This window comes from Caballeronia sp. LZ008 (assembly GCF_031451435.1).
Classification (GTDB): Bacteria; Pseudomonadota; Gammaproteobacteria; order Burkholderiales; family Burkholderiaceae; genus Caballeronia; species Caballeronia zhejiangensis.
Genome location: NZ_JARUXK010000002.1, coordinates 256,605 through 281,985, shown reverse-complemented (window position 1 = coordinate 281,985; position 25,381 = coordinate 256,605). Strand labels below are relative to the sequence as shown.

Below are 25,381 nucleotides of genomic sequence, written 5' to 3'. Positions count from 1 at the left end.
TCCGGCGGCCGATTGTACGGCGCAGTGAACATTCCGTGTTAATCGATGTTAAAAAAATTGACTGTAATGATAAAGAGCGTTAACGTCTGCTCCATCGGGCGCGGGCTGTGTCCGCGACCTGTCACCCCATTCGCCGGCTAACGTGCGTCGGCAACGCTTTTTTGCGCGGATCCCAAGATGAACTTCGAACTTCTGTTTTCCCCGGCTTCGTCGGCGCACGCGGGCCAGCCGGTGCGTTACGCGCTGACCGGCGCGAAGGGCGGTTTCGCCCGCACGCTGCTCGCGCAGACGCGGCTGATGGCGCGCCTCTTTCCGGCGGTCCTGTGCGATCTCGACGTCGCCGGGTTGCGCGCGATGTGCATCGAGCTGGGTTTCGATGAAGCCGCGCTCGTCGAATGCGCCGATGCCGCGAGCGTCGCCGCGCTCGACGCCGGCAAGATCGCGCTCGTCGCCGACGTCGCGCTGATCGCCTCGGCGCAGTACGACATCCTCGTCGAAGCGACCGGCAATCCGTCGGTGGGCTATCGCGTGGCGGTCGCGGCGCTCATCGCGAAGCGCCACGTCGCGATGGTGAGCAAGGAAGTCGATTCGGTCGCGGGCGTGTCGCTCGCGCGGCTCGCCCAGCGCCAGGGCGTCGTCTACACGACGGCGGACGGCGATCAGCCGTCGAACCTGATCGGCTGGGTGACGTGGGCGCGCGTGCTGGGGCTCGATGTCGTCGCGGCGGGCAAGTCGAGCGAATACGACCTCGTGTTCGACGATGCGACCGGCAAGGTCACACAGCTCGATCAGACGTTCGAAGCGCCGGAACTCGCCGGCCTCATGTCGCTCGGCGACGACATTCCCGCGACGCTCGCCGCGCGCCGCGAAGCGCTGCGCGGCCGCAAGACATCGGCGACGGCGGATTACTGCGAGATGAGCGTCGTCGCGACGAACACGAACCTCGTATCCGACGTCGAACTGCTGCATTACCCGGTCGCGCGCACGACCGAACTTGCCGACATCTACGCGCTGCGCGAAGACGGCGGCGTGCTGTCGCGCTCGGGCGTCATCGACGTGTTCAACATGCTGCGCCGTCCCGACGAGGCGAGCTTCGCGGGCGGCGTGTTCGTCGTCGTGCGTACCTTCGATGCGCCGACGTGGGAACTGCTCGCGCAAAAGGGCCACGTCGTGAGCCGCAACGGCCGCTACGCGTGCCTGTATCTGCCGTATCACTTCATGGGCGTCGAGACGCCGATCACGCTGCTCGACGCGGTGCTGCACGGGCGTCCGTCGGGCGCGGCGAAGCCGGCGCAATGCGTCGTGCTGGCGGGCCGCGCGAACGTGGATATCGCCGCGGGCACGGTGCTCCACATGGGCGGCCATCATCACGACGTGACCGGCGTGCAGGCCGTGCTGCTCGATCGCAGGAACGCCCCCGCCGATGTCGCGCCGCTGTATCTCGCGGCTCACACGACGCTCGCACGCGATGTGAAGGCGGGCGAACTCATCACGATCGCCGATCTATACAACCCCGACGAAGCGCTGTTGAGCGCATGGACGACGGGCTGCGCCTGAGCGCCGCACGTTCCGATAACGACGAAATCATTCGAACACTGAATCAGGAAGGGGACACCATGCGGGGAGAATTCGGGACGATCACGATGGCCGTGATCGCGATTGTCGTGCTGATCGTTTTGATCGCGCGATACAGGCTGAGTCCGTTCATCGCGCTGACGCTGGTCGCGCTCGGACTCGGGCTCGCGGCGGGCGTGACGCCGGAGCACGCGATCGACAGCTTCACGAAGGGCTTCGGCGGCGCGCTGGCGCGCACCGGGCCGGTCGTGGGTCTGGGCGCGGTGCTGGGCGGCATCATGATCGGCACGGGCGGCGCGGACCGCATCGCGAATGCGTTCGTCGGCAAGCGGCCGTTGTGGCTCGCGCCGTGGACGGTCTGCGCGGCGGCGCTCTTGATCGGCATGCCGCATCTGTTCGACGTGAGCTTCATCATGCTCGCGCCGCTCGTCTATACGATCGCGCGGCGCACCGGCAGCCATCTGCTGTATATCGGCTTGCCGCTCGCAGCCGGCCTTTACGTGTCGCACGGTCTGCTGCCGCCGCATCCGGCGCCGACGCTCGCCGTGACCGCGTATCACGCCAACACCGGCCTCACGCTGCTTTACGGTCTCATCATCGCGATTCCGGCGGCGGTGATTACCGGTCCGCTCTTCACCGCGTTCGCGCGACGCAGCTTCGGCCCGGCGCCCGATCTTTCGAAGGGCCCCGGCGGCACGCGCACCGATGCGGAGAACGCCACCGACGTGTCGCTCGCGCTGTCCGTGCTGTGCCTGCTGATTCCGCCCGGACTGATGCTCGCGGGCACCGTCGGGATGGACTACAGCACCAAGGGCACCGGGCAATACGTGTTCTTCCAGTCGCTCAACGATCCGATCCTGTCGCTGCTTGCCGCGGTGATCTTCGCGTTCTTCGCGCTCGGCATCAAGGCGCGATTCCCGCTCGCGGACATGCAGAAGATGATCGGCAAGGGCATCGCGCCGCTCTCGGCGATCCTGCTGATTCTCGGCGCGGGCGGCGGCTTCAAGCAGATGCTGACATCGATCCATCTGGACACCATCATCGTCACGCACACGGCGAGCTGGGCCGTGAGCCCGCTCGTGCTGGCATGGGTGATCGCCGCGCTGCTGCGCGTGTGCGTCGGCTCGGCGACGGTCGCGACGGTGGCGGCTTCGGGCATCGTCGCGCCGCTGCTTATGTCGCATCCGGGCGTCTCGCCGGAACTGATGGTGCTCGCGACCGCATCCGGCGCGGTGATGCTGTCGCATGTGAACGACTCCGGCTTCTGGCTTTTCAAGGAGTATTTCCAGCTGACGGTCTCGCAGACCCTGCGGACGTGGACGCTGATGCTGTGCGTGCAGTCGCTGGTCGGGCTCGCGGGGGTGCTGCTCATCAACATGTTCATCGGCTAAGATAGGCGACCCCCGGCGAGCCCGCGCGCCGGGGCGCTTAATGAAGGTTTTCTCATGTCGAGCCAGGCCAAACCCGATGCATCCGATGTCCCGCTGATTCCCGATCAGCGGCGCGAGGCCATGCTGCGCCAGTTGCGCCGGGACAAGGTGCTGTCGGTGCATCAGCTGATGGAATCGTTCAACTGTTCGCACATGACGGTGCGGCGCGATATCGCCGCACTCGAGGAAGCCGGATTCGTCTATACGGTGCCGGGCGGCGTGCGGATCGCGAGTCATCTGAACAGCGAGCCGAGCCATCAGTCGAAGGCGGTCGTCGAACAGCCGCAGAAGCAGGCCATCGCGCGCCGCGCCGCAGAAGGTCTGCGCTCCGGCATGTCGATCTATCTCGATGCCGGCACGACCATGCTGTCGTTCGTGCCGCATATCGTCGAGCTGTCGGACATGACGGTCGTGACCAACGACTTCCAGATCGTGCGCGAACTCGCCAGCGCGACGCATGTGAACGTCATACACATCGGCGGACAGCTCGATCACCGGAACCTTTCGAGCGTCGGCACGCTCGCGGCGGCGACGCTGCGTCAGGTCGTGCTCGACGTCGCGTTCATCTCGGCGAGTTCGTGGGACTTGCGCCGTGGCGTGACCACGCCTTCCGCGCCGAAAGTCGAAGTCAAGCTCGCTGCGATGGAAGCCGCCTCGCGCAACGTGCTCACGGTCGCGAGTTCGAAATACGGCACGGTCGGGCTATACAAGGTAGCGAGTCTCGAAAGCTTCGATCAGGTCATCACCGACGATGGCCTCGCCCCGGCTGCCGCAACGGGCATCCGTCAATCGGGAATCGATCTGGCGCTGGCCGCGGTCGAGTGATCCCGGCGGCTCGCCGCACGCATCCATTTTCGAAAGCGCGTTTCACATCGCGGGACACGCGTCGCGCGTGCGGCGCTTTGACTTTTCGCGGCTTGAAAGCGTGTTTTGCATCGCAAAAACGGTCGGCTATATCGTTGATATAAAAGGATAAATGCTGTCTTGTGTCTTATATAAGACTTGGCTCGCCAGCGAAGAAAGGGCGTTACCATGTAGTCATGCGGTTTCGCTTCGACTATTCATCTAACGCGCTTTGTTCTTAGGAGAGTCACATGGCCCAGTATCAAGACGACATCAAGGCAGTTGCCGGTTTGAAAGAGAATCACGGCAGCGCGTGGAGTGCCATCAATCCCGAATATGCCGCGCGCATGCGTGCGCAGAACAAGTTCAAGACGGGCCTCGACATCGCGAAGTACACGGCGAAAATCATGCGTGCCGACATGGCCGCCTACGACGCTGACCCGTCGAAGTACACGCAGTCGCTCGGTTGCTGGCACGGATTCATCGGCCAGCAGAAGATGATCTCCATCAAGAAGCACTTCAACAGCACCGAGCGCCGTTACCTTTATCTGTCCGGCTGGATGGTCGCCGCGCTGCGCTCCGAGTTCGGTCCGCTGCCGGATCAGTCGATGCACGAAAAAACCTCGGTCAGCGCGCTGATCCGCGAGTTGTACACGTTCCTGCGCCAGGCCGACGCGCGTGAGCTCGGCGGCCTGTTCCGTCAGCTCGATGCGGCCGAAGGCGCTGCCAAGGCCGCCATTCAGGAAAAGATCGACAACCACGTGACGCACGTCGTGCCGATCATCGCCGACATCGACGCGGGTTTCGGCAACGCGGAAGCGACGTACCTGCTTGCCAAGCAGTTCATCGAAGCGGGCGCGTGCTGCATCCAGATCGAAAATCAGGTGTCCGACGAGAAGCAGTGCGGTCACCAGGACGGGAAAGTCACCGTGCCGCACGAGGATTTCCTCGCCAAGATTCGCGCGATCCGTTACGCGTTCCTGGAACTCGGTGTCGACGACGGCATCATCGTGGCGCGTACCGATTCGCTCGGCGCGGGCCTCACCAAGCAGATTGCCGTGACGCGCACACCGGGCGACCTGGGCGATCAATACAATTCGTTCCTCGATTGCGAAGAACTGACGGCGGACGAACTGGGCAATGGCGACGTCATCATCAAGCGTGACGGCAAGCTGCTGCGTCCCAAGCGCCTGCCGAGCAACCTGTTCCAGTTCCGTGCCGGCTCGGGCGAGGCGCGCTGCGTGCTGGATTGCGTCACCGCGCTGCAGAACGGCGCCGACCTGCTGTGGATCGAAACCGAGAAACCGCATATCGCGCAGATCGGCGGCATGGTCAGCGAGATCCGCAAGGTCATTCCGAACGCCAAGCTGGTGTACAACAACAGCCCGTCGTTCAACTGGACGCTGAACTTCCGCCAGCAGGCGTACGACGCGATGAAGGCCGCGGGCAAGGATGTTTCGGCCTACGACCGCGCCCAGTTGATGAGCGTGGAATACGATCAGACCGAACTCGCGCAGCTCGCCGATGAAAAGATCCGCACCTTCCAGGCCGACGCGTCGCGCGAAGCGGGCATCTTCCATCATCTGATCACGCTGCCGACGTATCACACGGCCGCGCTGTCGACCGACAATCTCGCCAAGGAATACTTCGGCGACCAGGGCATGCTGGGTTATGTGGCGGGCGTGCAGCGCAAGGAAATCCGTCAGGGCATCGCGTGCGTGAAGCACCAGAACATGTCCGGCTCGGACATCGGCGACGATCACAAGGAGTATTTCAGCGGCGAAGCGGCTTTGAAGGCGGCGGGGAAAGACAACACGATGAACCAGTTCTGATCGCGCTCGTACTTCACGCGAAATGACAAATGGCCCGATCGGCTTGCGCTGATCGGGCCATATTTGCGTCCATCAAGACTTTCCGGGGAACGCGCCGCGCTGAATCAGGAATTCGTCCAGTTGCTCGAACGTTTCGGGCATTGCTTCGTCCATTCCCTCGATGGCGACGTCGAGCGCTTCCTTCGACGGATACAGCTCGTGCATCACGAGCAGCGTCTTGCCATCCTTCTCTTCGAAGGTCACGGTCGTGACGGCGCCATCGTCGCTTTCCTCGTTGGTCCAGACGAGGCGCGCATCCGGAACCACGTCGAGGTATCTGCCGAAGAACGCCATGGGCGCCGATGCCTCGGGATGAGCGAACGCCAGCCGATAGCGCCCGCCGACACGCACGTCCTGTTCGCACGAGAGCAGGGTCGCACCGCTCGACTTCGGCACCCACCATTGCCTGAAAAGCTCGGGCGTGGCCCACGCTTCGAACACGAGCCGCGGCGGCGCGTCGAAGATTCGCGTGATGACCATCTCGCGCTCGGACTTGCGCTCCGATGCCGTGCGGTTGCTCGTGCGGTTGTTCGTGCGGGCGGGCTCATTTTCTCTGCTTGCGACCATCACGTTTCTCCTTGCGTTTGAGTTCCTCGATGACCGTGTCCAGCGCGTCGAAACGTTCATGCTTTCATGCACTGTCGATGCTCCGGCCGTTCGCCGCCACGAATGCGATGGTGAATTGTGCGCCACCTTCTTCTCGATTGACAGCCGCGATCCGCGCGCCGAATCCGTCGACGATGGGCGACGTGATCGCGAGCCCGAGGCCGGGTCCGTGTCCGCGCGGCTTGGTCGTGACGAGCGGATCGAACAGATGCGCGAAGTTTTCCGAAGGCGAGGTTCGCGGCACGCGCCGCATTCCGAAATTTTAGAATCGCTCGATTTTCGATGGCCGAGCTTTTAGACTGCGAGTTGCCCTTTCACGCAACGGAGCGCTTCACGCATGACGAGAACCAACGAATATCAGCAGCCGATCGGCGAAGCGGTAACGGACTGGAAAACGCGTGAGCGCCCGGCGCGCATCGGCATCGACGGCAGGCATTGCCGCATCGAGCCGCTCGACTTGGATCGCCACGCGGCCGATCTCTTCGATGCCTACGGCCGCGCGCCGGACGGCAGCGACTGGACTTATCTTTTCGTCGGGCCGTTCGCGGATTTCGAAACCTTTCGCGACTATCTGGCGAAAGCCGCCGCGTCCGCCGATCCGCTGCATTACACGGTCATCGATTCGGCGAGCGGCAAGGCGGTCGGCACGCTCGCGCTGATGCGGATCGAGCCTGTGCATGGCGTCATCGAAATGGGCAGCGTCACGTTCTCGCCCCTGCTCAAGCAGACGCGCATATCGACGGAAGCGCAATATCTGCTGATGCGCTATGTTTTCGACGATTTGGGCTACAGGCGCTACGAATGGAAGTGCGACAGCCTGAACGCGCCTTCGCGCAAGACGGCGCTTCGGCTCGGCTTCGAGTTCGAAGGCATCTTCAGGCAGGCGATCGTCTACAAGGGACGCAATCGCGATACGGCGTGGTACGCGATCATCGATAAGGATTGGCCGCGCATCCGGCGCGGCTTCGAACGCTGGCTCGCCGACGATAACTTCGACGCGAACGGCAGGCAGCGTGCATCGCTCGCGCAATTGCGGGACGAGGCCGCTTAGAAAGCTCATCGTCCGCGATTGCGCGTGCGTCGATTACTTCTTGATCTCGAGCAGTTCGACTTCGAACGTCAGGTCGCTGTTCGGCGGAATCGTGCCGACGCCGCGGCTGCCGTAGGCGGTTGCGGCCGGGCAGGTCAGCTTCGCCTTGCCGCCGACCTTGATCTTCTGCACGCCTTGCGTCCAGCACGGAATCACGCGGTTGAGCGGGAAGGTCGCGGGGCCGCCGTGCTTGCTCGAGCTGTCGAATTCGGTGCCGTCGGCGAGCGTGCCGCGATAGTTGACGCTCACGGTGTCGTCGGCGGTGGGTTGCGCGCCGGTGCCTTGCTTGAGGTGCTCGACGACGACACCCGACGGCAGCTTCTCGGTGGTGTTGGCGGCGAACGCGGTGGTTGCGATGGCGGATGCGGCGAGCAGAGCGATGACTGATTTCATGCGATAACCTCGTTGAACGGAAGGGCCATTATATCGACAGCCCTTTGGCCTCAATTCGTCCGCGCCTCCGGGCATTCCGTCCGGTACCAGATATCGACCTGACGTTGCGCCGCATGCAGATCGTCGGGATAGTACGGGTCGAAAAATTTCGACGGATCGTAGCCCGCTCGTTCGAGCGCGGCCAGTTCGCTCAGATTGCGCTCGCGCGTCAGCGGCGCGTGGTTTCTGAGCGCGGTGAGATCGCGGCATTGCGCAGCGCTCAGATTCGGCGCGCCTGGCTGCGAGCCGCCTGCGGCACAACCGGCGAGCGCAATGGCGAGCGCCGGGATCATCGAAAGTGTTTTCATGTTGCGTTTTCCTCCGGTTCGGGGCGTCTATCGGAAGTATCCCTAGTTGAGCGGAAATCCGCTCGAACTGCTTCGCGCAGCCCGGCGAGCGCTGCAGCCGCGCCATTGTTTGCGAATCGCGAATGACGCATTCGGCGGTTCGCCCGTTCTTTTCGAAGCGCGTCTGAGTCACCCTCTGTTGCGTCGACGATGCCGCATTTCAACCACGCGGCGCGCGATTCTGACTCAGGAGACAAAGATGACCTCGAACCGGTGGGATACGTCCTACGAATGGAAAGCCGTGACGCTGCTTGCGCTCGGATTCGGCCTTGTCGGCCTCGATCGATGGCTGATCGCGCCGCTCTTTCCGGCAATGATGAAGGACCTGCATCTCACCGCGCAGGATGTCGGCAACTGCATCGGCATACTGGGGCTGTCGTGGGGCGTGTTCGCCGCGCTGATGGGCGGCATCTCCGACAAGATCGGACGTCGCAAAGTGCTGATTCCCGCGATCATCGCGTTTTCGCTGCTATCCGGATTTTCGGGCGTCGCGGGCGGCCTCGCCAGCCTGCTCGCCGTGCGCTCGCTGATGGGCGTCGCCGAAGGCTCGTTCTGTCCGACGAGTTTCGCCGCGACCGCCGACGCCTCGCATCCGAAGCGGCGCGGCTTCAATCTCGGGCTGCAGCAAAGCGGATTCGCGCTCTTCGGGCTTGCGCTTTCGCCGATCATCGCGACGCAACTGCTCAACGTCGTGTCGTGGCGCTGGGTGTTCGCGCTCGTGTCCATTCCCGGCTTGATACTCGGCGTGCTGATGTTCTTCGTGATTCGCGAACCGGCGTCGGCGCCTGCGCAACAGCAGGCCGCGAAGGGCAACTGGCGCGACGTGCTGAAGAGCCGCAACATTCCCGTCGCGATGGTCGCGCTCTTCTGCGCGATGACGGGCGTCTTCGTGCTCGGCGCGATGCTGCCGCTTTACCTCACCGACTATCTCGCGCTCGACACGCAGCGCATGGGCATCGTCGTATCGGCGATTGGCTTTGGCGGATTCGTCGGCCAGTTCGCGTTGCCGGGACTCTCCGATCTCGTCGGACGGCGGCTTGCGAGCATCGCCGGTTTCGCGGGCACGGCCGTCATGCTGTACGTGTTTCGGGGCGTCGGGGCGCAGCCGCTCGTTCTGTTCATCGTGCTGTTCGTGGCGTCGTTCTTCACGCTCGGCCTCGTTTCGCTGCTGTCCGGGCCGGTCGCGACGGAAGCGGCGCCGATCGGCATGGTGTCGACGGCGATCGGCATCGTCGTCGGCGCGGGCGAGATCTTCGGCGGCGGCGTGGCGCCCGCGATCGCGGGTTTCGTCGCTACACGATTCGGAATCCAGAATATTCTCTGGCTCCCGATCTGCGCGGTGATTCTGGGCATCGGCGTGAGCCTGCTGCTCGAAGAGACCGCGCCCGCCCGCGTGCGCGGAAAAGCGCGCGGCGTGGGGCTCGTCGGAGGCGAGCAGCCCGAGTAAGCGCATACGCGCGCTGCGGATACACTGACATGCTGGACACGCTCGAAAGGGACCAGCATGGATCGTTTTCTCAGCATAGAGGCCTTCGTGCGCGTGGCGGAGACCAGCAGCTTCGCGGAAGCGGCGCGGCAGCTCGGCGTCGCCAGTTCGGTCGTCACCACGCGCATTCAGCAGTTGGAGAAATTCCTCAATGTGCCGCTGTTTCATCGCAGCACGCGGCACGTCAGGCTATCCGATGTCGGCGAGGCGTTCTATCGGGACTGCGCGGAAGTGGTGGGGCGCGTCAACGAACTGACCGACCAGATGCGCGAGTTGCGCGCGACACCGACCGGGCGGCTGCGCATTCAGATGTTGCCGGGCTTCGCGCTGGGTCACTTCGGCGCATCGCTGGCCGAATTCAATCGACGGTATCCCGGCATCCAGCTCGACGTGATCGTCAACGACCGTGTCGTCGATCCGATCGAAGAGGGCTTCGACGTCGCGTTCCAGATCTTTCCGGCGATCTCCGAATCGCTGATCGAGCGGCGTCTCTTCACCGTCCGGCGGCTCTTTTGCGCCGCGCCTTCCTACGTGAACGAACATGGCGCGCCCCGGCATCCGCGCGAACTGCTCGATCACAGGACGGCGCTTTACTCGGGCTATCCGTCGCGCAATCGCTGGACGATGACGCGCGGCAGCGAGGTCGTCGAAATAGAACTGCCGGGCATCGTGCGTTCGAATTCGGTGCACTTGCTGCACGACTACGCGCTGACGGGCGGCGGCGTGGTGTGTCTGCCGACGCTCGTCGCGAGCGCGTCGCTGCTCAATGGCTCGCTCGTGCCGATTCTGCCGGACTACGCGCTCTCTCCAATGAACTTCGCAGCCGTCTATCCCGCGACGCAGCGGCAAGGGCTCAAGGTGAAAGCGCTGGTCGAATTTCTCGCCGAGCGGCTGGGTCCGGAGCCGGCGTGGGACGTGCCGCTCATCGAACGAGGATGGGTTAGTTAGCCATGCAACTAACTGTCCTTTCGCGCCCGCCCCTTGAACAACGCGCTCAACGACGCTGCGGCCCGAACATGCGCGACAAGGCCCGCGCGAGTTCCTTCACAACGGCATCGGCAGTCGGGCGATGCAGCAGCGCGATATCCATTGTCTCGATGGCGGGCAAGCCGCTCTTCGCTGTCAGCACGACGTGATCCGGCGATACGGCGCGCGCCGGAAGCAGGCTGATGCCCAGACCATCGGCGACGGCCGCCTGGATGCCGCTCAGACTCGAACAGATGAACGCGAGCCGCCAGCGTCGGCCGATGCTTTCGATCGCATGGGTCATGTCGTCGCGATACAGCCCGCGCGGCGGAAACGCGACGAGCGGAATCGGATCGAGTTGAATCGACGGATTCGTCGCGCTGTCGATCCATCGCAATTGCTCGGGCCATGTCGCGACGGCTTCGCGGCTATTGCGCCGCTGCTTCACGAGGACGAGATCGAGATCGCCGCGATCGTAGCTGTTGCTCAGATCGCGGACCAGTCCGCTCGTCACTTCGAGCTTCACTTGCGGATGCTTGCGATTGAAGGCCGCGAGCATGTGCGTCGTCGGTCCGCCGACGAAGTCTTCCGGCACGCCGAGCCGGACCGTCACGCCGACGTTCGCGCCCGATAGCGCCTCGATCATTTCGTCGTTGAGCGCGAGCATGCGGCGCGCGTAGGCGAGCAGGGTTTCACCGGCGTCGGTCGGGCGAACATCGCCGCTGCCGCGTTCGAGCAGCTTGTGCCCCGCCATGTCCTCGAGCCGGCGCACCTTCTGGCTGATCGTCGATTGCGTCGAATGAAGCCGCGCGGATGCGGCGGTGAAGGTGCCGCAATCGGCCACCATGACGATGGCCTTCAACAAGTCGAGGTCGAACAGCGGCGTGCGTGCGTTGGGAAGGTGTTTCATCGACCCGATGGATCTTCGAATGGGACATCGACTTCTATCACGCGCGAAGGGCGCTGGCAATCGCGTGATAGTGTTCCGGTAGGGCAGTGCGTCCGCTTACCGATATCGCCGACATGACTCGTTCTCTCTATCTCTGCAATGTCCGCCTGGCCGATGGCCAACGGGTTTCCGTATCCATCGTCGATGGCCGTATCGACGCGCTCGGCGCAGATGCCGCCGCCCCACGCGATGCGCAGATCGAAGACGGCGGCGGCGCGTTGCTGCTGCCGGGCTTCGTCGAAGGTCATACGCATGTCGATAAGAGCAACTGGGGGCGTCCGTGGTATCGCAACGAAGTCGGCCCGCTGCTCACCGATCGCATCGGCAACGAACGCGAATGGCGCAGGACATCGGGACACGATGCGGCCGCGCAATCGCTCGCGCTGTCGCGTGCATTCGTGGCTGCGGGCACGACGCGTCTGCGCACGCACGTCGATATCGACACCGACGCACGCCTGCGCCATCTCGAAGGCGTACTCGCAACACGGCAGACGATGCGCGATACGCTCGACATGCAGATCGTCGCGTTTCCGCAGTCGGGCATGCTGATTCGTCCGGGCACCGTCGAGCTGCTCGGCGAAGCGCTCGCAGAAGGCGCCGATGTGCTCGGCGCGCTCGATCCCGCGTTGATCGACGGCGATCCGGTCGCATCGTTGAACGCGACCTTGGCGCTCGCGCAACGCTATCGCAAGCCGATCGACATCCATCTGCACGAACCGGGCGAGATCGGCGCGTTCACGCTGAAACTGCTGCTGGATCGCGTGCAAGCGTCGGGCATGCAGGGACAGGTCGTCGTCAGTCACGGCTTTTGTCTTGGCGCGCTGCCGGAGCGCGAGCGCGATGTGCTGCTCGATCGCATCGCTGATTTGCGCGTGGCGCTGCTGACGAGCGCGCCGCCTTCGTGCACGGTGCCGCCGCTCAAGCTATGCCACGAGAAGGGCATCACGATGTTCGGCGGCAACGACGGCATCCGCGATACATGGACGCCGTACGGCGTGCCCGACATGCTCGAACGCGCGATGCTGATCGGCATGCGCTACGACTTGCGGCGCGACGACGATCTCACGATCGCGTTCGATTGCGTGAGCGATGCGGCAGCGCGCGGCTGCGGTTTCGCGGACTACGGCCTGCGCGTGGGCGCGCGCGCGGATCTCGTGCTCGTCGATGCCGAGACCGTCGCCCATGCGGTCGTGACGCGGCCCGTGCGCAAGCTCGTCGTTGCGAACGGACGTATCGTCGCGCGCGACGGCGTGCTGACGCCGCCTCGCGCATGACGCTCAACGCGGTGCGTTGAGCGTCAGCTTCATATGGCGGTTCACGTCCTTGTACAGCAGATAGCGGAAGCGGCTCGGTCCGCCCGCATAACAGGCTTGCGGACAGAATGCGCGCAGCCACATGAAGTCGCCGGCTTCGACTTCGACCCAGTCCTGATTCAGCCGATACACCGCCTTGCCTTCGAGCACATACAGGCCGTGCTCCATCACGTGCGTTTCTGCGAACGGAATCACGCCGCCCGGCTGGAACGTAACGATGTTGACGTGCATGTCGTGACGCATGTCGCTGGTATCGACGAAACGCGTCGTCACCCAGCGGCCTTCGGTGCCCGGCATCGGAATCGGCTCGATGTCCTGCTCGTTCGTGACGAACGCTTCGGGAAGCGGCACGCCATCGACGGCTTCATAGTGCTTGCGAACCCAGTGAAAACGCGCCGCATCCTTATGACGATTGCGCAACTGCCAGTTCGTGCCGGGCGGAATGAACGCATACCCGCCTGTCTTCAGAACATGCAAGGTGCCTTGCAAAGTCAGTTCGATCTCGCCTTCGACGACGAACAGCACGCCTTCGGCATTCGGGTCCTGTTCGGGCTTTTCGCTGCCGCCGCCCGGCGCCACTTCCATGATGTATTGCGAGAACGTCTCGGCGAATCCGGTAAGCGGACGCGCGAGCACCCAGAGACGCGTCTTGTCCCAGAACGGCAGATGACTCGTGACGATATCGCGCATCACGCCTTTGGGAATGACGGCATACGCTTCAGTGAACATCGCGCGATCGGTGAGCAGCTCGGTCTGCGATGGATGACCGCCGTGCGGCGCGTAGTACGTGTTGCTTGACATACGAAAGTCTCCGTTAGGTTCACGCCGTCGTCGTGATTTCGACGCCTTGGTCGTCCGGCTTTCCCGGACGCTAATGACAGGCGCGACGAATTTACCCGGCAGAACACATACAAAATATCGGAGATGCGCGCTATCGACAAATTAAATGTTCGAATGTAGGGTATCCATTTCCTGAATGGGGCAGCGAACGATTCTTTATGCAGACGCTTACGAAGATCAGCGAAGAACATGCCCGAGCACGATCACATACACCGCCGTGATCGCAAGCTGACATAAGGTGAACGGCAATCCATAGCGCAGAAAGCGCCCGAAGCTGACCGGCGCGCCTTCCTGCGCGCAGATTCCCGCTGCCACGATGTTCGCCGCCGAGCCGACGAGCGTCGCGTTGCCGCCGAGCGTCGCGCCGTACATCATGCCGATGAAGACCGGAATCACCGCGTCGGGCCACTGCGTGAACTGGTCGGAGAGCGCGGCCTCCGGCACGAATTCCGCCGTGACGAGATAGCCCTTGACCATCACGATCGACGCAGCCGCGACCGGCACGTTCGCGAGCACGGAAGAGAGCAGGCCGATGCCGCCGATCATCGCGAGCGCGACGAGCGTGAGTCGCGTGCCGAACACTTCATACAGCTTGAGCGACATGACTTGCAGCAGTCCCGTCTTGGCCATGCCCTGCACGAGACAGAAAATGCAGGTGAGGAACAGCAGCGTCTTCCAGTCGACGTCGCGCAGCACGCGATCGGTCGGCTCGACCCTGAACGCATACGCGACGAGCAGCGCGAGCGCACTCGCGATCACGGCGACGACGGGTGGCACGATGCGCGTCGGCAACTCTTCGCCGAGCACGAAGAGGACCATCATCAGCGCGAGCACGACGACGGCGAGCGCCGCGTACACGGGCCGCTTGAGCTTCGTTCCCGGGCTGCGCGGCGGTAGCGGCGTGACGCTGCGCCAGATGCCGCGCATGAGGATCGGCAAGAGCGGAATCACGACGATGATCGCGAGCAGACCACCGAGGCTCGCGCGCCGCAGATACTCGCCGAAGCTCATGCCGATCGAACTGCCGACGAGAAACGTCGCCGGATCGCCGACGAGCGTCAGCAGGCCGGCGGCGTTGCTGAGCAGGGCGGTGAGGATCAGCGGCGGCACGATATCGAGTTCGAGCGCGCGCGCGACGCGAACGATGATCGGCGCGAGGAGGATCACCGTCGTCGCGTTGGGAAGCAAGGCGCATAGCGGCGCGACGATCACGATCAAGAGAAGCAGGAAGCGCTTGCCGCTGCCCGCCGTCGCGCGCAGATAGTATTCGCCGACGAGATCGAAGAGACCCGTCGTCGAAAGAATCCGCGCGACGATCATGCCGCCGAACAGCAGGCTGATCGGTCCTGCCGCGGTGCGCGCGGTCGCGATCAGATCCTGCTCGTCGATGATGCCGAGCGCGATCAGCACGCTTGCACCGACGAGCGCGGCGACGGCCATGTCGATCAGATCGAAGGCGATCACGAGGATCACCGCCGAGAACACGCCGACTACGAGATAGATTTGCCAATCGCTCATGATGGGCTCGCGCGGGCGCTATTGCATCGGCGGCGCGTACATCAGGCCGCCGCGTCGGTAGAGTTCGTTCAGTCCGCGTTCGAGTTTGAGCGGACTTCCGGTGCCGAGATTGCGGTCGAACATTTCTCCGTAATTGCCGGCGCTTTTCAGCGCACGAATCGTCCAGCCGGGGTCGATGCCGAGCGTCGCGGTGACGCTCGCATCCGGCACGAGCGCGCGGGCCACGATCGGATCGCGGACGCGCTCCGCTTCGTTGCTCCGCGTCACGCCGACTTCTTCGGCGGTGATGAGCGTGAAGAGCACCCAGCGGACGATAACGAGCCAGCGGTCATCGTCGCCGCGCACGGCGGGCGCGTGCGGCTGCTTCGAGATTCGCTCGGTCAGGATCGTCATGGACGACGGGCCGCCCGGCGCGCGGCTGCGCAGCGTGGCGAGCAGGGAGGTATCGGCGGTCACGGCGCCGCATCGGCCGGAGACGAACGCGTGCTCCAGTTCCGTCACCGAGCCGAGCACGAGCGGCTTCAGGTCGAGCGCGTTCGCATTCGAATAGCCGGCGAGATTGCTTTCGCTCGTGGTCTCGCGTTGCACGCAGACCGTGGCGCCCCTGAGCGACGCGAGCGTGCGAATGCCGCTCTTCGCCGGCACCATGAACGCCTGAGCGTCATAGAACAGCACGCCCGCGAACTGCACGGCGAGCGTGCCTTCGCGCAGCAGCGTCCAGGTCGTGTTGCGCGCGAGCAGATCGACGCGGCCCGTCCTGAGCGCCGGAAAACGCGCGGACGTCCTGAGTGGAACGAAGGCGACCTTGTTCGCGTCGCCGAGCGTCGCGGCGGCCACCGCGCGGCAGAAGTCCGCGTCGATGCCCGACCAGTGCCCGGACGCATCCTGCTGTGAAAAGCCCGCGATGCCGTCGCTGACGCCGCATCGCAGAACGCCGCGCGCCTTGACTTGCGCGAGCGTGTCCGATCCCGCCGCGAGGACGGGCGCGCCCGATGTCAGCAGCGCGAGCAGCACGGCGCCGACGATCGCGATGAATCTCCCCGATGCGTTTGCCATCGTCTTCTCTTGTTGAAGACTTCCGTTCACGGCGTATTGCCACGCAGTTCATGCTCGAAAGGCGAGCGTGTGATATTGCTTGTTTCTACCCGTTCGAAGAGACACGTGACAATAAGGTTGTAGACGAAAACGGATTCAGTTCAAGCGGTCATTTACCGGATACTGTTGCCCCGCCAGGGGCTGGGAGAATTCGATGCGCGCCTTCGTCTCGCTGCCGGTTCTTGCGTTGCCGATCCTTCTCGCCGCGTGCAACACGCCGCCGATTCCGCCGGGCAAATCGGTGGACATACCCACGGCGCTCCAGAACGTCCTCGATGGCGTGTGCAACTTCCGGAAGACGCAGGCCGAGCGCAAGCAGAACTACGGCGTGGCGATCGATTCGATCACCGTCGAACTCGATCTGACCGTCGATGGCGCGCAGACTCCGCCCGTCGCCGTCGCGCCCGATATCAAGTTCATCCCGACCGTCAGTTACGGGCACATCATCACGGCGAACACGGGAAGCAGGCTGCTCGTATCGCTGAAGAATCTCGATGGCGCGAAAGGCGCGGACATGCAGTGCCCGCCGCCGCCGCCGCCGCCCGCCAGCCCCGCTAAGTAAGCGAGGGTTTACCGCAATCCATTCCTGCTTGACGTCGGCTGCGCTGCGCCTGATACTTTGTCCGTACAAAGCGATGTTTAAGACAGGAGGCATGACGCAATGCATTCGGACAGAGTAGGCAAGCAGCGATATCGGGCGAGTTACGGCCGTTATCTGGAGGATTTCACAGTCGGCGATATATACGAGCATCGCCCGGGCCGCACGATCACGGACGCGGACAACATTCAGTTCTCGCTGCTGACGATGAACTTTCATCCGATGCACTGCGACGCGCATCACGCCTCGAAGAGCGAGTTCGGCAAGCTTCTCGTGAGCAGCGGCCTCACGGTCGCGATCGTGCTCGGCATGTCGGTGAACGACGTGAGCGGCAAGGCCATCGCCAATCTCGGCTGGAAGGAAATTCGCCTGACGGGCCCTGTTTTTGCGGGCGATACGCTTTATGCGGAGTCGGAAGTGCTCGAAGTGCGCGAATCGAAATCGCGCCCGACGCAGGGCATCGTCACAGTGCACACGCGCGCGTTCAATCAGGACGGCAAGCCCGTCATGGATTTCATCCGTACCGCGCTGATCGCCAAGCGCGGCCACGGCACCGCCGAAGACTGACCGCACATATCGCCGGCGTTGTCGCGCGCCGGCGTCCCGTTTCCGTTTCGCATACAAGACCGTTCGATTGCATCGATGCATCGGCGCACGGCGGCGAGACGGTTCATCGTCACAGTACTGGAGACAACTGTGAGTCATTACGTTAGCTCGGGCGCCCGGCTGGACCGGCTGCCGATGTCGCGTTTTCACTGGAAGATTCTGGGCCTCATCAGCGCGGGCGCGTGCCTCGACGCGTTCGACGTCTATCTCGCGGGCGGCGTATCCGCCGCGATGCTCAAGGCGGGTTTCTCGACGATGCAGCTCAACGCATTGTTCGTGTCGTCGGGCTTTTTCGGCATGGTGATCGGCGCGGGCTTGTCCGGCTATCTCGGCGATCGCTTCGGACGCCGCTCGTCGTATCAGTTCAATCTCGCGCTCTTCGGTTTGATGTCGTTCGTCGCCGCGTTCGCACCGAATATCCAGTGGCTGATCGGCGCGCGCTTCGTCATGGGCATCGGGCTGGGCGCGGAGCTGGTCGTCGCGGCGGGCGCGTTGTGCGAGTTCATTCCGCCCGCGTATCGCGGACGCTGGATTTCGCTGCTCGGTCTCATCGTCAATTCGGGTCTCGTGCTCGCGACGAGTGTCGGTTACGTGGTGATTCCGCATCTCGGCTGGCGCTGGATGTTCGGCATCGCGGGCATCGGCGCGGTGATCGTATGGGCGCTGCGTCATCGCATGCCGGAATCGCCGCGCTGGCTCGAATCGGTCGGACGCACGCAGGAAGCCGAGGACACCGTGAGCGCGATCGAAGCGGAAGTCGCGCATCAGAAGGGACCGCTGCCCGACTGTGCGCGCACGCAGAATCTCGAAGTGCCGCGCGCGCCGCTGTCGGCGCTGTTTCGCCGCGGCATGATCGGACGCACGCTGACGGCCGCATTGACGGCGATCGCGGTGAACGTCGCGGTGTACGGCTTCGTCGCGTGGCTGCCGACGTTCTTCGTCCACGAAGGGCGCGATATTGTCACGTCGCTCGGCTTCACGACGCTGATGTCGTTCGGCGCACCGTTCGGCGCAGTGCTCGGCTACCTCACCGCCGACCGCCTCGGACGCGCGAAAGGTCTCGTGTTCTATAGCGTCATCGCGATCGTGCTGGGCTTCGTCTATCCGCAGATGACGGCCAACGCGGCGATCGCCATCGTCGGCTTCACGCTCGTCAGTTGCATCTTCGGCATCGTCACGCTGGGTCTCTTCGGCTACGTGCCCGAGCTCTTCCCGACCGCGCTGCGCCTGCGCGGCACCGGCGTGGCGGGCGTGTGCGGACGTATCGCGTCGATGCTCACGTCGTATGCCGCCGTGATCCTGTATGCGCAACTCGGGCTGTTCGGCGTGCTCGGCATGGTCGCGGGCGTTCTGATCCTGCTCGTGATCGCCGTGCTGAGCCTCGGCGTGGACGCGAACCAGTTCTCGCTGGAAGAAGTCTCGCCCGATGAAGAAGCCAACGCAGACGATCTGCCGCTCAACCATCAGGGAGCCACGCGATGAACGCACGCAACGACATGCAGCAGGCGCAAACCGTATCGCAACGCCTTGCATCGTTTTCGACGCATCTGCAATTGAGCGACGTGCCGCAAAGCGTGCGCGAGCGCGCGAAGCATCTGATTCTCGACAGCATCGGCCTGGCTTATGCGACCTTGAAACTGCCGTACGCGACCTCGACGCTCGCCGCGATGCAGGAGCTCGGCAGCGGCGAAGCGACGGTGTTCGGCCACACGCAGAAGCTCGCATTGCGCGATGCGATGCTGCTCAACGGCCTTCTGATTCACAGCCTCGACTTCGACGACACGCATGCACGCGGCGTGATCCACTCGACGGCGAGCGCGTTTCCGGTCGCGTTCAATCTCGCCGAGCGCGAGAACGCGAGCGGCGCGGATCTGCTCACCGCGTATCTCTGCGCGATGGAAGTATCGACGCGCGTCGGCTCGGCGGCGAAGAGCGGCTTTCATCACGCGGGCTTTCATCCGACGGGACTCGTCGGCGCATTCGGATGCGCGCTCGGCGCGGCGCGTCTTCTGGGTCTGCCGATCGAAGCGGCGCAGCATGCGCAAGGCATCGTGCTGTCGATGGCATCGGGCAATCTCGAGTTCCTGCAGGACGGCGCGTGGACCAAGCGTCTGCATCCGGGATGGGCGGCGGTAGCGGGCGCGACTTCGGCGACGCTCGCGAAGCATGGTTATATCGGTCCGGGCGCGGCTTATGAAGGACGCTTCGGTCTCTATGCGCTTTACATGAAGACGCCGCTCGAAGCGGGCGATATCGATATCGCAACGGCGGGCCTCGGCGAGACATGGGAGATCGAGGGCGTTGCGTTGAAGCCGATTCCCGCGTGTCACTTCACGCATGCTTCGTCGGATGCGGCCATCGCGCTTCATCGCGCACATGGTTTGCAAGCCGACGACATCGAGCGTGTGATCGTGCGCGTGCCCGGCCCGACGATTCCCATCGTGTGCGAGCCGGTCGCGCCGAAGCAAAAGCCGTCGAACAGCTATGACGCGCAGTTCAGCATTCCGTACATCGTCGCGACGGGGTTGTTGCGCGGCCGCTTCACGCTCGACGATCTCGAAGCCGAAGCGCTCGCCGATGAAACCGTGCGCGCCGTCGCGGCCCGCGTCACGCACGAAGCGGATCAGGACTCGACGTTTCCGCGTCACTACACCGGCGAAGTGATCGTCCATACGCGGGACGGCCGCATGCTGACGCATCGCGAGTCGATCAATCGCGGCTCGTCCGACAGGCCGCTCACGAATGAGGACATCGTCGCGAAGTTCTTCGACAACGCGCAGCGCAACGTTTCGCGCGATGCCGCCGAGCGCATCTGCGAAGCGGTGCTCTCGCTCGACACGCGACCGGCGCGCACGCTTGCGCAAGCGCTCGCATAAGACGTACACACGAATACAGGAGAAGCAATGGCCACCATCGACGCCGATCAACAGCAGGACATGAGCAATTACGAAGAGAACGAGACGCTCATTCTCGACATGCTCGACCGCTTCCTCAAGACGGAAGTGAAACCCTACGTGCACGAACTCGATGCGAAGGACGAGTATCCGCACGAGATCGTCGAGAAGATGAAGGACATGGGACTCTTCGGCTGCCTGATCTCGCCCGAGTACGGCGGCCTCGGTCTCACGACTTCGACGTACGCGAAGATCGTCGATCGCATTTCCGCGGTATGGATGTCGGTGAGCGGCATCATCAATTCGCATCTCATCATGGCGATGACGATCCAGCGCAACGGCACCGAAGCGCAGAAGCGCGAGTTCCTGCCGCGCATGGCGACGGGCGAGTTGCGCGGCGGCATCGGCCTGACCGAACCGGATTGCGGCACGGACCTTCAGGCGATCCGCACGGTCGCGAGGCGCGACGGCGATCACTATGTCGTCAACGGCAGCAAGACGTGGATCACGAACAGCAAGTACGGCAACATCCTCGCGCTGCTCGTGAAGACCGATCCGGAAGCGCAGCCGCGTCACAAGGGCATGAGCCTTCTGATCGTCGAGAAGGGACCGGGCTTCGAAGTGAGCCGTCAGTTGCAAAAGCTCGGCTATAAGGGCATCGATACGTGCGAGCTTACGTTCACCGATTTTCGCGTGCCGGTGTCGAGCGTGATCGGCGGGCAGGAAGGGCTCGGCCTCAAGCAGATTCTGAGCGGGCTGGAGCTGGGCCGCATCAATGTCGCCGCGCGCGGGGTCGGTGTTGCGCAAGCCGCGCTCGATGAAGCGGTCGCGTATTCGCAGCAGCGCAAGACCTTCGGCAAGCCGATCTGCGAGCATCAGGCGATTGCGCTCAAGCTCGGCGAAATGGCGACGCGCGTGGAAGCCGCGCGCCTTCTGACGGACTCGGCCGCGCGCGCATACGACAAAGGTCTGCGCTGCGACATGGAAGCGGGCATGGCGAAGTACTTCGCAACCGAAGCGGCTGTCGAGAACAGCATGGAAGCAATGCGCATTCATGGCGCGTATGGCTATTCGAAGGAATACAACGTCGAGCGGCTGTATCGCGATGCGCCGCTTCTGACCATCGGCGAAGGCACCAACGAGATGCAACGCCTGATCATCGCCAAGATGCTGATTGCGAGGAACCCTGCATGAGCCTGCCTCTTTCCGGCGTACGCATCGTCGCCATAGAACAATACGGCGCGGGTCCGTTCGCGACGCAACATCTCGCCGATCTCGGCGCGGAAGTCATCAAGATCGAAAACTTCCGCGAAGGCGGCGATGTGGGCCGCAACGTGGGACCGCATTTTTTCGGCGAAGGCGATAGCCACTTCTTCGAAGCGTTCAATCGCAACAAGTGCAGTCTGACGCTCGATCTGAAGAAGCCCGAAGGGCGCGACGTGCTGCTCGATCTCGTCAAGTCGAGCGATGCCGTCTTCAACAATCTGCGCGGCGATCTGCCCGTGAAGCTGAGTCTCACTTACGATCAGTTGAAGGACGCGAATCCGGCTATCGTATGCGCGCATTTGTCGGCATATGGACGCACCGGCAGCCGCGCATCGTGGCCCGGCTACGACTATCTGATGCAGGCGGAAGCGGGTTATCTCTCGGTCACTGGCGAGCCGGACAGTCCGCCGGCGCGCTTCGGCCTGTCGATCATCGATCTGATGACGGGCACCACCGCCGCGATGGCGCTGCTCGCGGGTCTCGTGCAGGCGCGCACGACGGGCATCGGCCGCGACATGGACACGAGTCTCTTCGATGTCGCGCTGCATAACCTCGCGTATGTCGGCACTTGGTATCTGAACGGCGGCACGGTGACAGGACGGGACCGGCGCTCCGCCCATCCGTCGCTGACGCCGAGCCAGCTGTACAAGACGAAGGACGGCTGGATCTTCCTGATGTGCAACAAGGAAAAGTTCTGGGGCGTGCTGGCGGAGATACTCGACAAGCCTTCGTGGATCACCGATGAACGCTTCTGCAATTTCAAGGCGCGGCTCGCGAATCGCGATCTCGTCGAACAGGAACTCGATGCGGCGCTTTCGCGCGCGACGACCGCCGAATGGCTCGCACGTCTGGGCGGACGCGTGCCCGCCGCGCCGGTGTACGACATCAAGCAGGCGCTCGACAATCCGTTCGTCGCGGAGCGGCAAGGCGTGACCGAAGCGGAGCATCCGCGCTTCGGCAAGGTGCGCAACGTGGCGGCGCCGGTTCGCGTGAACGAGACCTTGCCCGCGCGTTCGGCGCCCGAACTGGGACAGGACAACGCGAGGCTTTTCGCCGAACTCGGTTACGATGCTGGTCGGATCGCCCGGTTGCGCGAGAGCGGTGCGGTGCAATGACGATGCTCGCACCGGATGATGTCGCGCGACAGGCGGATCCCTCCGTCAATCCTTCATCGTGCGTGCAAAAGATGGTCAACGTGCTCGGTCAGCAGCCGCGCTATCTGCAATTGGCGCAGACGCTCATCAACGAAATACAGAGCGGGCGCTTTCCGGTGGGCTCCACCATTCCCACCGAATTCGAACTCTGCGAGCAGTTCGGCGCGAGCCGCTCGACCGTGCGCGAGGCAGTCAAGCAGCTCGTGCAGCTCGGCATGGTCGTGCGGCAGGCCGGCATCGGCACGACCGTCAAGGCCGTGAATTCGGAAGGCAGCTATCGGCAGGTCATGCAGCAGTTGAGCGACCTGCATCGCTATTCCGCCGATACCGCGCTCGAGGTCCTGAAGAAAGAGACCGTCGAAGTGAGCGATGCGTCGCTCTGCAAGATGTTGCAGGCGAAGCCCGGCGAAACGTGGTTGCGTCTCGAAGGCATTCGTCGTTCGCCGGAGAGCGTCGATCCGATCTGTCATACCGAGGTCTATATCCAGCCGGCGTTTCGTTCGCTGACAGGCATCGAGGATGATCCACACACGCCGATCTTCACGATGATCGAGCGTCAGTTCGGCGAGCAGATCGCGCGCGTGGAGCAGGAGATTCGCGCGGTGGCGCTGCCCGCGAACATCGCGCGTCTCGTCAACGCGAAGGCGCGTTCGCCCGCGCTATGGCTGTCGCGCCGCTACTTCAACAAGCGCGGCGAGATCGTCGAAGCGGCGGTCAGCATTCATCCCGCCGACCGCTTCAGTTATTCGGAGACGTTCCAGCGCGGCTGGAGCGGCACCTGACGCATTCGAGGAAATCCGCATGATTGCACGCAGTTTTCTGTTCGTTCCGGGCGATCGTCCGGAACGGTTCGACAAGGCATTGGCGACGCACGCGCATCGCGTGGTCATCGATCTGGAAGATGCCGTGGCCATCGATGCCAAGGCGCAAGCTCGCGCGCAGATCGCGCATTGGTTACGTGAGACGCATGAGCGCGTCGTGATTCGCGTCAACGCTTTCGGTACGCCATGGCACGAAGAAGACGTCGCGATGATTCGCGCGGCGAACGTGCGCGCCGTGATGGTGCCGAAGGCCGAAGATGCGGCGCAACTCGCGGATATCGCGGCACGTTGCGCCGATGAGGTCGAGTTGATCGCGCTGGTTGAGAGCGTTGCGGGCGTGGTGCGTATGCGCGAGATCGCGCAATGCGGGCGCGTTGCGCGGCTCGCGTTCGGCTCGTTCGATTTCGGCGTGGACGCGGGCATCGACGGCACCGGGCGCGAACTGGACTACGTGCGTTCGCAGTTTGTCATCGAGTCGCGGTTTGCGGGCCTGCCGCCGCCGATCGATGGCGTAACGCTCGCGACGGGCGACCTCGACGCGATCAACGCCGACGTGCTCGATGCGCGCCGCTTCGGTTTCGGCGGCAAGCTATGCATTCATCCGAAGCAGGTGGACGCCGTGAATGACGGCTTCGCACCGAGCGCCGCCGAACGCGAATGGGCGGCACGCGTGCTCGCTGCGCTGGAAGCGAATCCGCGCGGCGCGATCTCGGTGGACGGGAAACTGGTCGACAAGCCGATCGTCGATCGCGCGCGAAGAATTCAAGCCGCGTGAACGCGGTTCAACGGAGAGCAAGCGAATGAAGGTATTGGTTCCAGTGAAGCGCGTCGTCGATTACAACGTGAAGGTCCGCGTGAAATCGGACAACACGGGTGTCGATATCGCGAACGTGAAGATGTCGATGAACCCGTTCGATGAAATCGCTGTTGAGGAAGCGGTGCGATTGAAGGAAGCGGGCGTCGCTACGGAAGTGATCGCCGTGTCGTGTGGTGTTACGCAATGTCAGGAGACGTTGCGGACGGCGTTGGCTATCGGTGCGGATCGCGCGATTCTGGTCGAATCCGCCGATGAACTGCAGCCGCTGGCGGTCGCGAAGATCCTGAAGGCATTGGTCGATCAAGAGAAGCCTGAGCTCGTCATCCTGGGCAAGCAGGCCATCGACGACGACTCGAATCAAACCGGCCAGATGCTCGCTGCACTGGCGGGTTTGCCGCAAGCGACGTTCGCATCGAAGGTCGTCGTTGCCGATGGCAAAGCCACGGTATCGCGCGAAGTCGATGGCGGCGCCGAAACGCTGTCGCTGAAATTGCCCGCAGTCGTCACGACCGATCTGCGTCTGAACGAGCCGCGCTATGTGACGCTGCCCAACATCATGAAGGCGAAGAAGAAGCCTTTAAGCGCGATGACGCCTGCCGATCTTGACATCGATGTTACGCCGCGTCTGAAGACGCTGAAAGTCGTCGAGCCGCCGAAGCGCAGCGCGGGCATCACGGTGCCCGACGTGAAGACGCTGGTCGAAAAACTGAAGAACGAAGCGAAGGTGATCTGATGACGACTCTTGTTATTGCAGAACACGACAACGCGTCGATCAAGGCAGCGACGCTGAACACGGTTGCAGCGGCATCGAAGATTGGTGGCGATGTGCATGTGCTGATCGCGGGCTCGAACGCGCAGGGCGCG

Annotated in this window: 24 protein-coding genes and 2 pseudogenes; 19 read left to right on the top strand and 7 right to left on the bottom strand. The window is 63.5% G+C overall.

The genetic code is table 11. The features are described 5' to 3' along the window. Nucleotides 1-177 precede the first annotated feature (177 nt). The 4 genes from QCE49_RS15670 (at nucleotide 178) to QCE49_RS15655 (ending at nucleotide 5,680) form a co-directional block, all read left to right on the top strand. The gene (locus QCE49_RS15670; protein ID WP_008346927.1) at nucleotides 178-1,557 is read left to right on the top strand and encodes a homoserine dehydrogenase NAD-binding protein; all 1,380 of its coding nucleotides are present in this window, start codon (nucleotides 178-180) and stop codon (nucleotides 1,555-1,557) included. 59 nt (nucleotides 1,558-1,616) lie between these two features. Then, entirely contained in the window at nucleotides 1,617-2,966 is a 1,350-nt protein-coding gene (locus QCE49_RS15665; protein WP_033537184.1) for a gluconate:H+ symporter, read from the top strand. A 54-nt stretch (nucleotides 2,967-3,020) separates the two neighbouring features. Beyond that, nucleotides 3,021-3,830: a DeoR/GlpR family DNA-binding transcription regulator gene (locus QCE49_RS15660; RefSeq protein ID WP_008346923.1), complete on the top strand. Its 810-nt coding sequence runs from the start codon at nucleotides 3,021-3,023 to the stop codon at nucleotides 3,828-3,830. A 269-nt stretch (nucleotides 3,831-4,099) separates the two neighbouring features. After that, nucleotides 4,100-5,680: an isocitrate lyase gene (locus QCE49_RS15655; protein WP_008346921.1), complete on the top strand. Its 1,581-nt coding sequence runs from the start codon at nucleotides 4,100-4,102 to the stop codon at nucleotides 5,678-5,680. A 72-nt stretch (nucleotides 5,681-5,752) separates the two neighbouring features. Here QCE49_RS15655 and QCE49_RS15650 read toward each other — a convergent pair whose 3' ends face one another. Continuing rightward, nucleotides 5,753-6,199, bottom strand: coding sequence for an SRPBCC family protein (locus QCE49_RS15650; RefSeq protein ID WP_250458293.1), 447 nt, complete (start codon nucleotides 6,197-6,199; stop codon nucleotides 5,753-5,755). Here QCE49_RS15650 and QCE49_RS34545 point away from each other — a divergent pair. After that, nucleotides 6,189-6,623 (top strand): hypothetical protein, encoded by a 435-nt coding sequence (locus QCE49_RS34545; protein ID WP_409017232.1) that lies wholly within the window; start codon nucleotides 6,189-6,191, stop codon nucleotides 6,621-6,623. The genes QCE49_RS15650 and QCE49_RS34545 overlap by 11 nt on opposite strands. A gap of 39 nt (nucleotides 6,624-6,662) precedes the next feature. Then, nucleotides 6,663-7,373 (top strand): annotated as a pseudogene (locus QCE49_RS15640) (GNAT family N-acetyltransferase); the annotation flags it as partial. A 36-nt stretch (nucleotides 7,374-7,409) separates the two neighbouring features. Here the strand turns inward: QCE49_RS15640 and QCE49_RS15635 are convergent. Then, nucleotides 7,410-7,808, bottom strand: coding sequence for an FKBP-type peptidyl-prolyl cis-trans isomerase (locus QCE49_RS15635; protein ID WP_008346914.1), 399 nt, complete (start codon nucleotides 7,806-7,808; stop codon nucleotides 7,410-7,412). 50 nt (nucleotides 7,809-7,858) lie between these two features. Then, nucleotides 7,859-8,155 (bottom strand): DUF4148 domain-containing protein, encoded by a 297-nt coding sequence (locus tag QCE49_RS15630; RefSeq protein WP_175981500.1) that lies wholly within the window; start codon nucleotides 8,153-8,155, stop codon nucleotides 7,859-7,861. A 238-nt stretch (nucleotides 8,156-8,393) separates the two neighbouring features. On the opposite strand from QCE49_RS15630, the gene QCE49_RS15625 reads away from it, so the two are divergent. Then, nucleotides 8,394-9,641, top strand: coding sequence for an MFS transporter (locus QCE49_RS15625; protein ID WP_008346909.1), 1,248 nt, complete (start codon nucleotides 8,394-8,396; stop codon nucleotides 9,639-9,641). Between the two features lie 57 nt (nucleotides 9,642-9,698). Beyond that, nucleotides 9,699-10,628, top strand: a complete 930-nt coding sequence (locus QCE49_RS15620; RefSeq protein WP_008346907.1) for a LysR family transcriptional regulator — start codon at nucleotides 9,699-9,701, stop codon at nucleotides 10,626-10,628. Between the two features lie 46 nt (nucleotides 10,629-10,674). Here the strand turns inward: QCE49_RS15620 and QCE49_RS15615 are convergent, their stop codons facing one another. Continuing rightward, nucleotides 10,675-11,556 carry a LysR family transcriptional regulator gene (locus QCE49_RS15615; RefSeq protein ID WP_250458238.1) on the bottom strand — a complete coding sequence of 294 codons (882 nt, stop codon included), beginning with the start codon at nucleotides 11,554-11,556 and terminating at the stop codon, nucleotides 10,675-10,677. Between the two features lie 113 nt (nucleotides 11,557-11,669). Between QCE49_RS15615 and QCE49_RS15610 the strand changes: the two genes are divergently transcribed. Continuing rightward, complete coding sequence (locus QCE49_RS15610; protein ID WP_250458237.1) at nucleotides 11,670-12,869, top strand: amidohydrolase family protein; 1,200 nt, start codon at nucleotides 11,670-11,672, stop codon at nucleotides 12,867-12,869. 3 nt (nucleotides 12,870-12,872) lie between these two features. On the opposite strand, the gene QCE49_RS15605 is transcribed toward QCE49_RS15610, so the two are convergent. From QCE49_RS15605 to QCE49_RS15595, 3 genes are all read right to left on the bottom strand, one after another. Then, nucleotides 12,873-13,709 (bottom strand): bifunctional allantoicase/(S)-ureidoglycine aminohydrolase, encoded by an 837-nt coding sequence (locus QCE49_RS15605; RefSeq protein ID WP_008346903.1) that lies wholly within the window; start codon nucleotides 13,707-13,709, stop codon nucleotides 12,873-12,875. Between the two features lie 216 nt (nucleotides 13,710-13,925). Further along, nucleotides 13,926-15,266 (bottom strand): SLC13 family permease, encoded by a 1,341-nt coding sequence (locus QCE49_RS15600; protein ID WP_250458236.1) that lies wholly within the window; start codon nucleotides 15,264-15,266, stop codon nucleotides 13,926-13,928. 18 nt (nucleotides 15,267-15,284) lie between these two features. Beyond that, on the bottom strand, nucleotides 15,285-16,322 hold the full coding sequence (locus QCE49_RS15595; RefSeq protein ID WP_175981507.1) for an amino acid ABC transporter substrate-binding protein: 1,038 nt from the start codon (nucleotides 16,320-16,322) through the stop codon (nucleotides 15,285-15,287). Nucleotides 16,323-16,515: 193 nt separating this feature from the next. Here QCE49_RS15595 and QCE49_RS15590 point away from each other — a divergent pair, with 193 nt between their 5' ends. The 10 genes and pseudogenes from QCE49_RS15590 to QCE49_RS15545 form a co-directional block, all read left to right on the top strand. Continuing rightward, entirely contained in the window at nucleotides 16,516-16,923 is a 408-nt protein-coding gene (locus QCE49_RS15590; protein WP_250458235.1) for a hypothetical protein, read from the top strand. 99 nt (nucleotides 16,924-17,022) lie between these two features. Further along, entirely contained in the window at nucleotides 17,023-17,526 is a 504-nt protein-coding gene (locus tag QCE49_RS15585; protein WP_008346896.1) for a MaoC family dehydratase, read from the top strand. A gap of 174 nt (nucleotides 17,527-17,700) precedes the next feature. Next, nucleotides 17,701-19,047 carry an MFS transporter gene (locus tag QCE49_RS15580; protein ID WP_284508425.1) on the top strand — a complete coding sequence of 449 codons (1,347 nt, stop codon included), beginning with the start codon at nucleotides 17,701-17,703 and terminating at the stop codon, nucleotides 19,045-19,047. Further along, nucleotides 19,044-20,441 carry an MmgE/PrpD family protein gene (locus QCE49_RS15575; RefSeq protein WP_250458233.1) on the top strand — a complete coding sequence of 466 codons (1,398 nt, stop codon included), beginning with the start codon at nucleotides 19,044-19,046 and terminating at the stop codon, nucleotides 20,439-20,441. The genes QCE49_RS15580 and QCE49_RS15575 overlap by 4 nt, the downstream gene beginning before the upstream one ends. Nucleotides 20,442-20,468: 27 nt before the next feature. Next, nucleotides 20,469-21,653 (top strand): acyl-CoA dehydrogenase family protein, encoded by a 1,185-nt coding sequence (locus QCE49_RS15570; protein WP_008346890.1) that lies wholly within the window; start codon nucleotides 20,469-20,471, stop codon nucleotides 21,651-21,653. Beyond that, nucleotides 21,650-22,840 (top strand): CaiB/BaiF CoA-transferase family protein, encoded by a 1,191-nt coding sequence (locus QCE49_RS15565; protein ID WP_250458232.1) that lies wholly within the window; start codon nucleotides 21,650-21,652, stop codon nucleotides 22,838-22,840. Before QCE49_RS15570 ends, QCE49_RS15565 begins: the two co-directional genes overlap by 4 nt. Before the next feature lie 71 nt (nucleotides 22,841-22,911). Then, a complete protein-coding gene (locus QCE49_RS15560) occupies nucleotides 22,912-23,661 on the top strand; it encodes a GntR family transcriptional regulator (RefSeq protein WP_051078976.1) in 750 nt (249 codons plus the stop codon). A 19-nt stretch (nucleotides 23,662-23,680) separates the two neighbouring features. After that, nucleotides 23,681-24,475, top strand: a complete 795-nt coding sequence (locus QCE49_RS15555) for a CoA ester lyase (RefSeq protein WP_250458231.1) — start codon at nucleotides 23,681-23,683, stop codon at nucleotides 24,473-24,475. Nucleotides 24,476-24,500: 25 nt separating this feature from the next. Continuing rightward, nucleotides 24,501-25,250, top strand: coding sequence for an electron transfer flavoprotein subunit beta/FixA family protein (locus QCE49_RS15550; protein WP_309806143.1), 750 nt, complete (start codon nucleotides 24,501-24,503; stop codon nucleotides 25,248-25,250). Further along, nucleotides 25,250-25,381, top strand: a pseudogene (locus tag QCE49_RS15545) (electron transfer flavoprotein subunit alpha/FixB family protein); the annotation flags it as partial. The gene QCE49_RS15550 and the pseudogene QCE49_RS15545, both read left to right, overlap by 1 nt.

What these genes read in the sequence shown, in the direction of transcription:
- QCE49_RS15670 (WP_008346927.1), top strand. Translation starts at nt 178, where the DNA reads ATGAACTTCGAACTTCTGTTTTCCCCGGCTTCGTCGGCGCACGCGGGC.
- QCE49_RS15665 (WP_033537184.1), top strand. Translation starts at nt 1,617, where the DNA reads ATGCGGGGAGAATTCGGGACGATCACGATGGCCGTGATCGCGATTGTC.
- QCE49_RS15660 (WP_008346923.1), top strand. Translation starts at nt 3,021, where the DNA reads ATGTCGAGCCAGGCCAAACCCGATGCATCCGATGTCCCGCTGATTCCC.
- QCE49_RS15655 (WP_008346921.1), top strand. Translation starts at nt 4,100, where the DNA reads ATGGCCCAGTATCAAGACGACATCAAGGCAGTTGCCGGTTTGAAAGAG.
- QCE49_RS15650 (WP_250458293.1), bottom strand. Translation starts at nt 6,199, where the DNA reads ATGGTCATCACGCGAATCTTCGACGCGCCGCCGCGGCTCGTGTTCGAA.
- QCE49_RS15635 (WP_008346914.1), bottom strand. Translation starts at nt 7,808, where the DNA reads ATGAAATCAGTCATCGCTCTGCTCGCCGCATCCGCCATCGCAACCACC.
- QCE49_RS15630 (WP_175981500.1), bottom strand. Translation starts at nt 8,155, where the DNA reads ATGAAAACACTTTCGATGATCCCGGCGCTCGCCATTGCGCTCGCCGGT.
- QCE49_RS15625 (WP_008346909.1), top strand. Translation starts at nt 8,394, where the DNA reads ATGACCTCGAACCGGTGGGATACGTCCTACGAATGGAAAGCCGTGACG.
- QCE49_RS15620 (WP_008346907.1), top strand. Translation starts at nt 9,699, where the DNA reads ATGGATCGTTTTCTCAGCATAGAGGCCTTCGTGCGCGTGGCGGAGACC.
- QCE49_RS15615 (WP_250458238.1), bottom strand. Translation starts at nt 11,556, where the DNA reads ATGAAACACCTTCCCAACGCACGCACGCCGCTGTTCGACCTCGACTTG.
- QCE49_RS15610 (WP_250458237.1), top strand. Translation starts at nt 11,670, where the DNA reads ATGACTCGTTCTCTCTATCTCTGCAATGTCCGCCTGGCCGATGGCCAA.
- QCE49_RS15605 (WP_008346903.1), bottom strand. Translation starts at nt 13,709, where the DNA reads ATGTCAAGCAACACGTACTACGCGCCGCACGGCGGTCATCCATCGCAG.
- QCE49_RS15600 (WP_250458236.1), bottom strand. Translation starts at nt 15,266, where the DNA reads ATGAGCGATTGGCAAATCTATCTCGTAGTCGGCGTGTTCTCGGCGGTG.
- QCE49_RS15595 (WP_175981507.1), bottom strand. Translation starts at nt 16,322, where the DNA reads ATGGCAAACGCATCGGGGAGATTCATCGCGATCGTCGGCGCCGTGCTG.
- QCE49_RS15590 (WP_250458235.1), top strand. Translation starts at nt 16,516, where the DNA reads ATGCGCGCCTTCGTCTCGCTGCCGGTTCTTGCGTTGCCGATCCTTCTC.
- QCE49_RS15585 (WP_008346896.1), top strand. Translation starts at nt 17,023, where the DNA reads ATGCATTCGGACAGAGTAGGCAAGCAGCGATATCGGGCGAGTTACGGC.
- QCE49_RS15580 (WP_284508425.1), top strand. Translation starts at nt 17,701, where the DNA reads ATGTCGCGTTTTCACTGGAAGATTCTGGGCCTCATCAGCGCGGGCGCG.
- QCE49_RS15575 (WP_250458233.1), top strand. Translation starts at nt 19,044, where the DNA reads ATGAACGCACGCAACGACATGCAGCAGGCGCAAACCGTATCGCAACGC.
- QCE49_RS15570 (WP_008346890.1), top strand. Translation starts at nt 20,469, where the DNA reads ATGGCCACCATCGACGCCGATCAACAGCAGGACATGAGCAATTACGAA.
- QCE49_RS15565 (WP_250458232.1), top strand. Translation starts at nt 21,650, where the DNA reads ATGAGCCTGCCTCTTTCCGGCGTACGCATCGTCGCCATAGAACAATAC.
- QCE49_RS15560 (WP_051078976.1), top strand. Translation starts at nt 22,912, where the DNA reads ATGGTCAACGTGCTCGGTCAGCAGCCGCGCTATCTGCAATTGGCGCAG.
- QCE49_RS15555 (WP_250458231.1), top strand. Translation starts at nt 23,681, where the DNA reads ATGATTGCACGCAGTTTTCTGTTCGTTCCGGGCGATCGTCCGGAACGG.
- QCE49_RS15550 (WP_309806143.1), top strand. Translation starts at nt 24,501, where the DNA reads ATGAAGGTATTGGTTCCAGTGAAGCGCGTCGTCGATTACAACGTGAAG.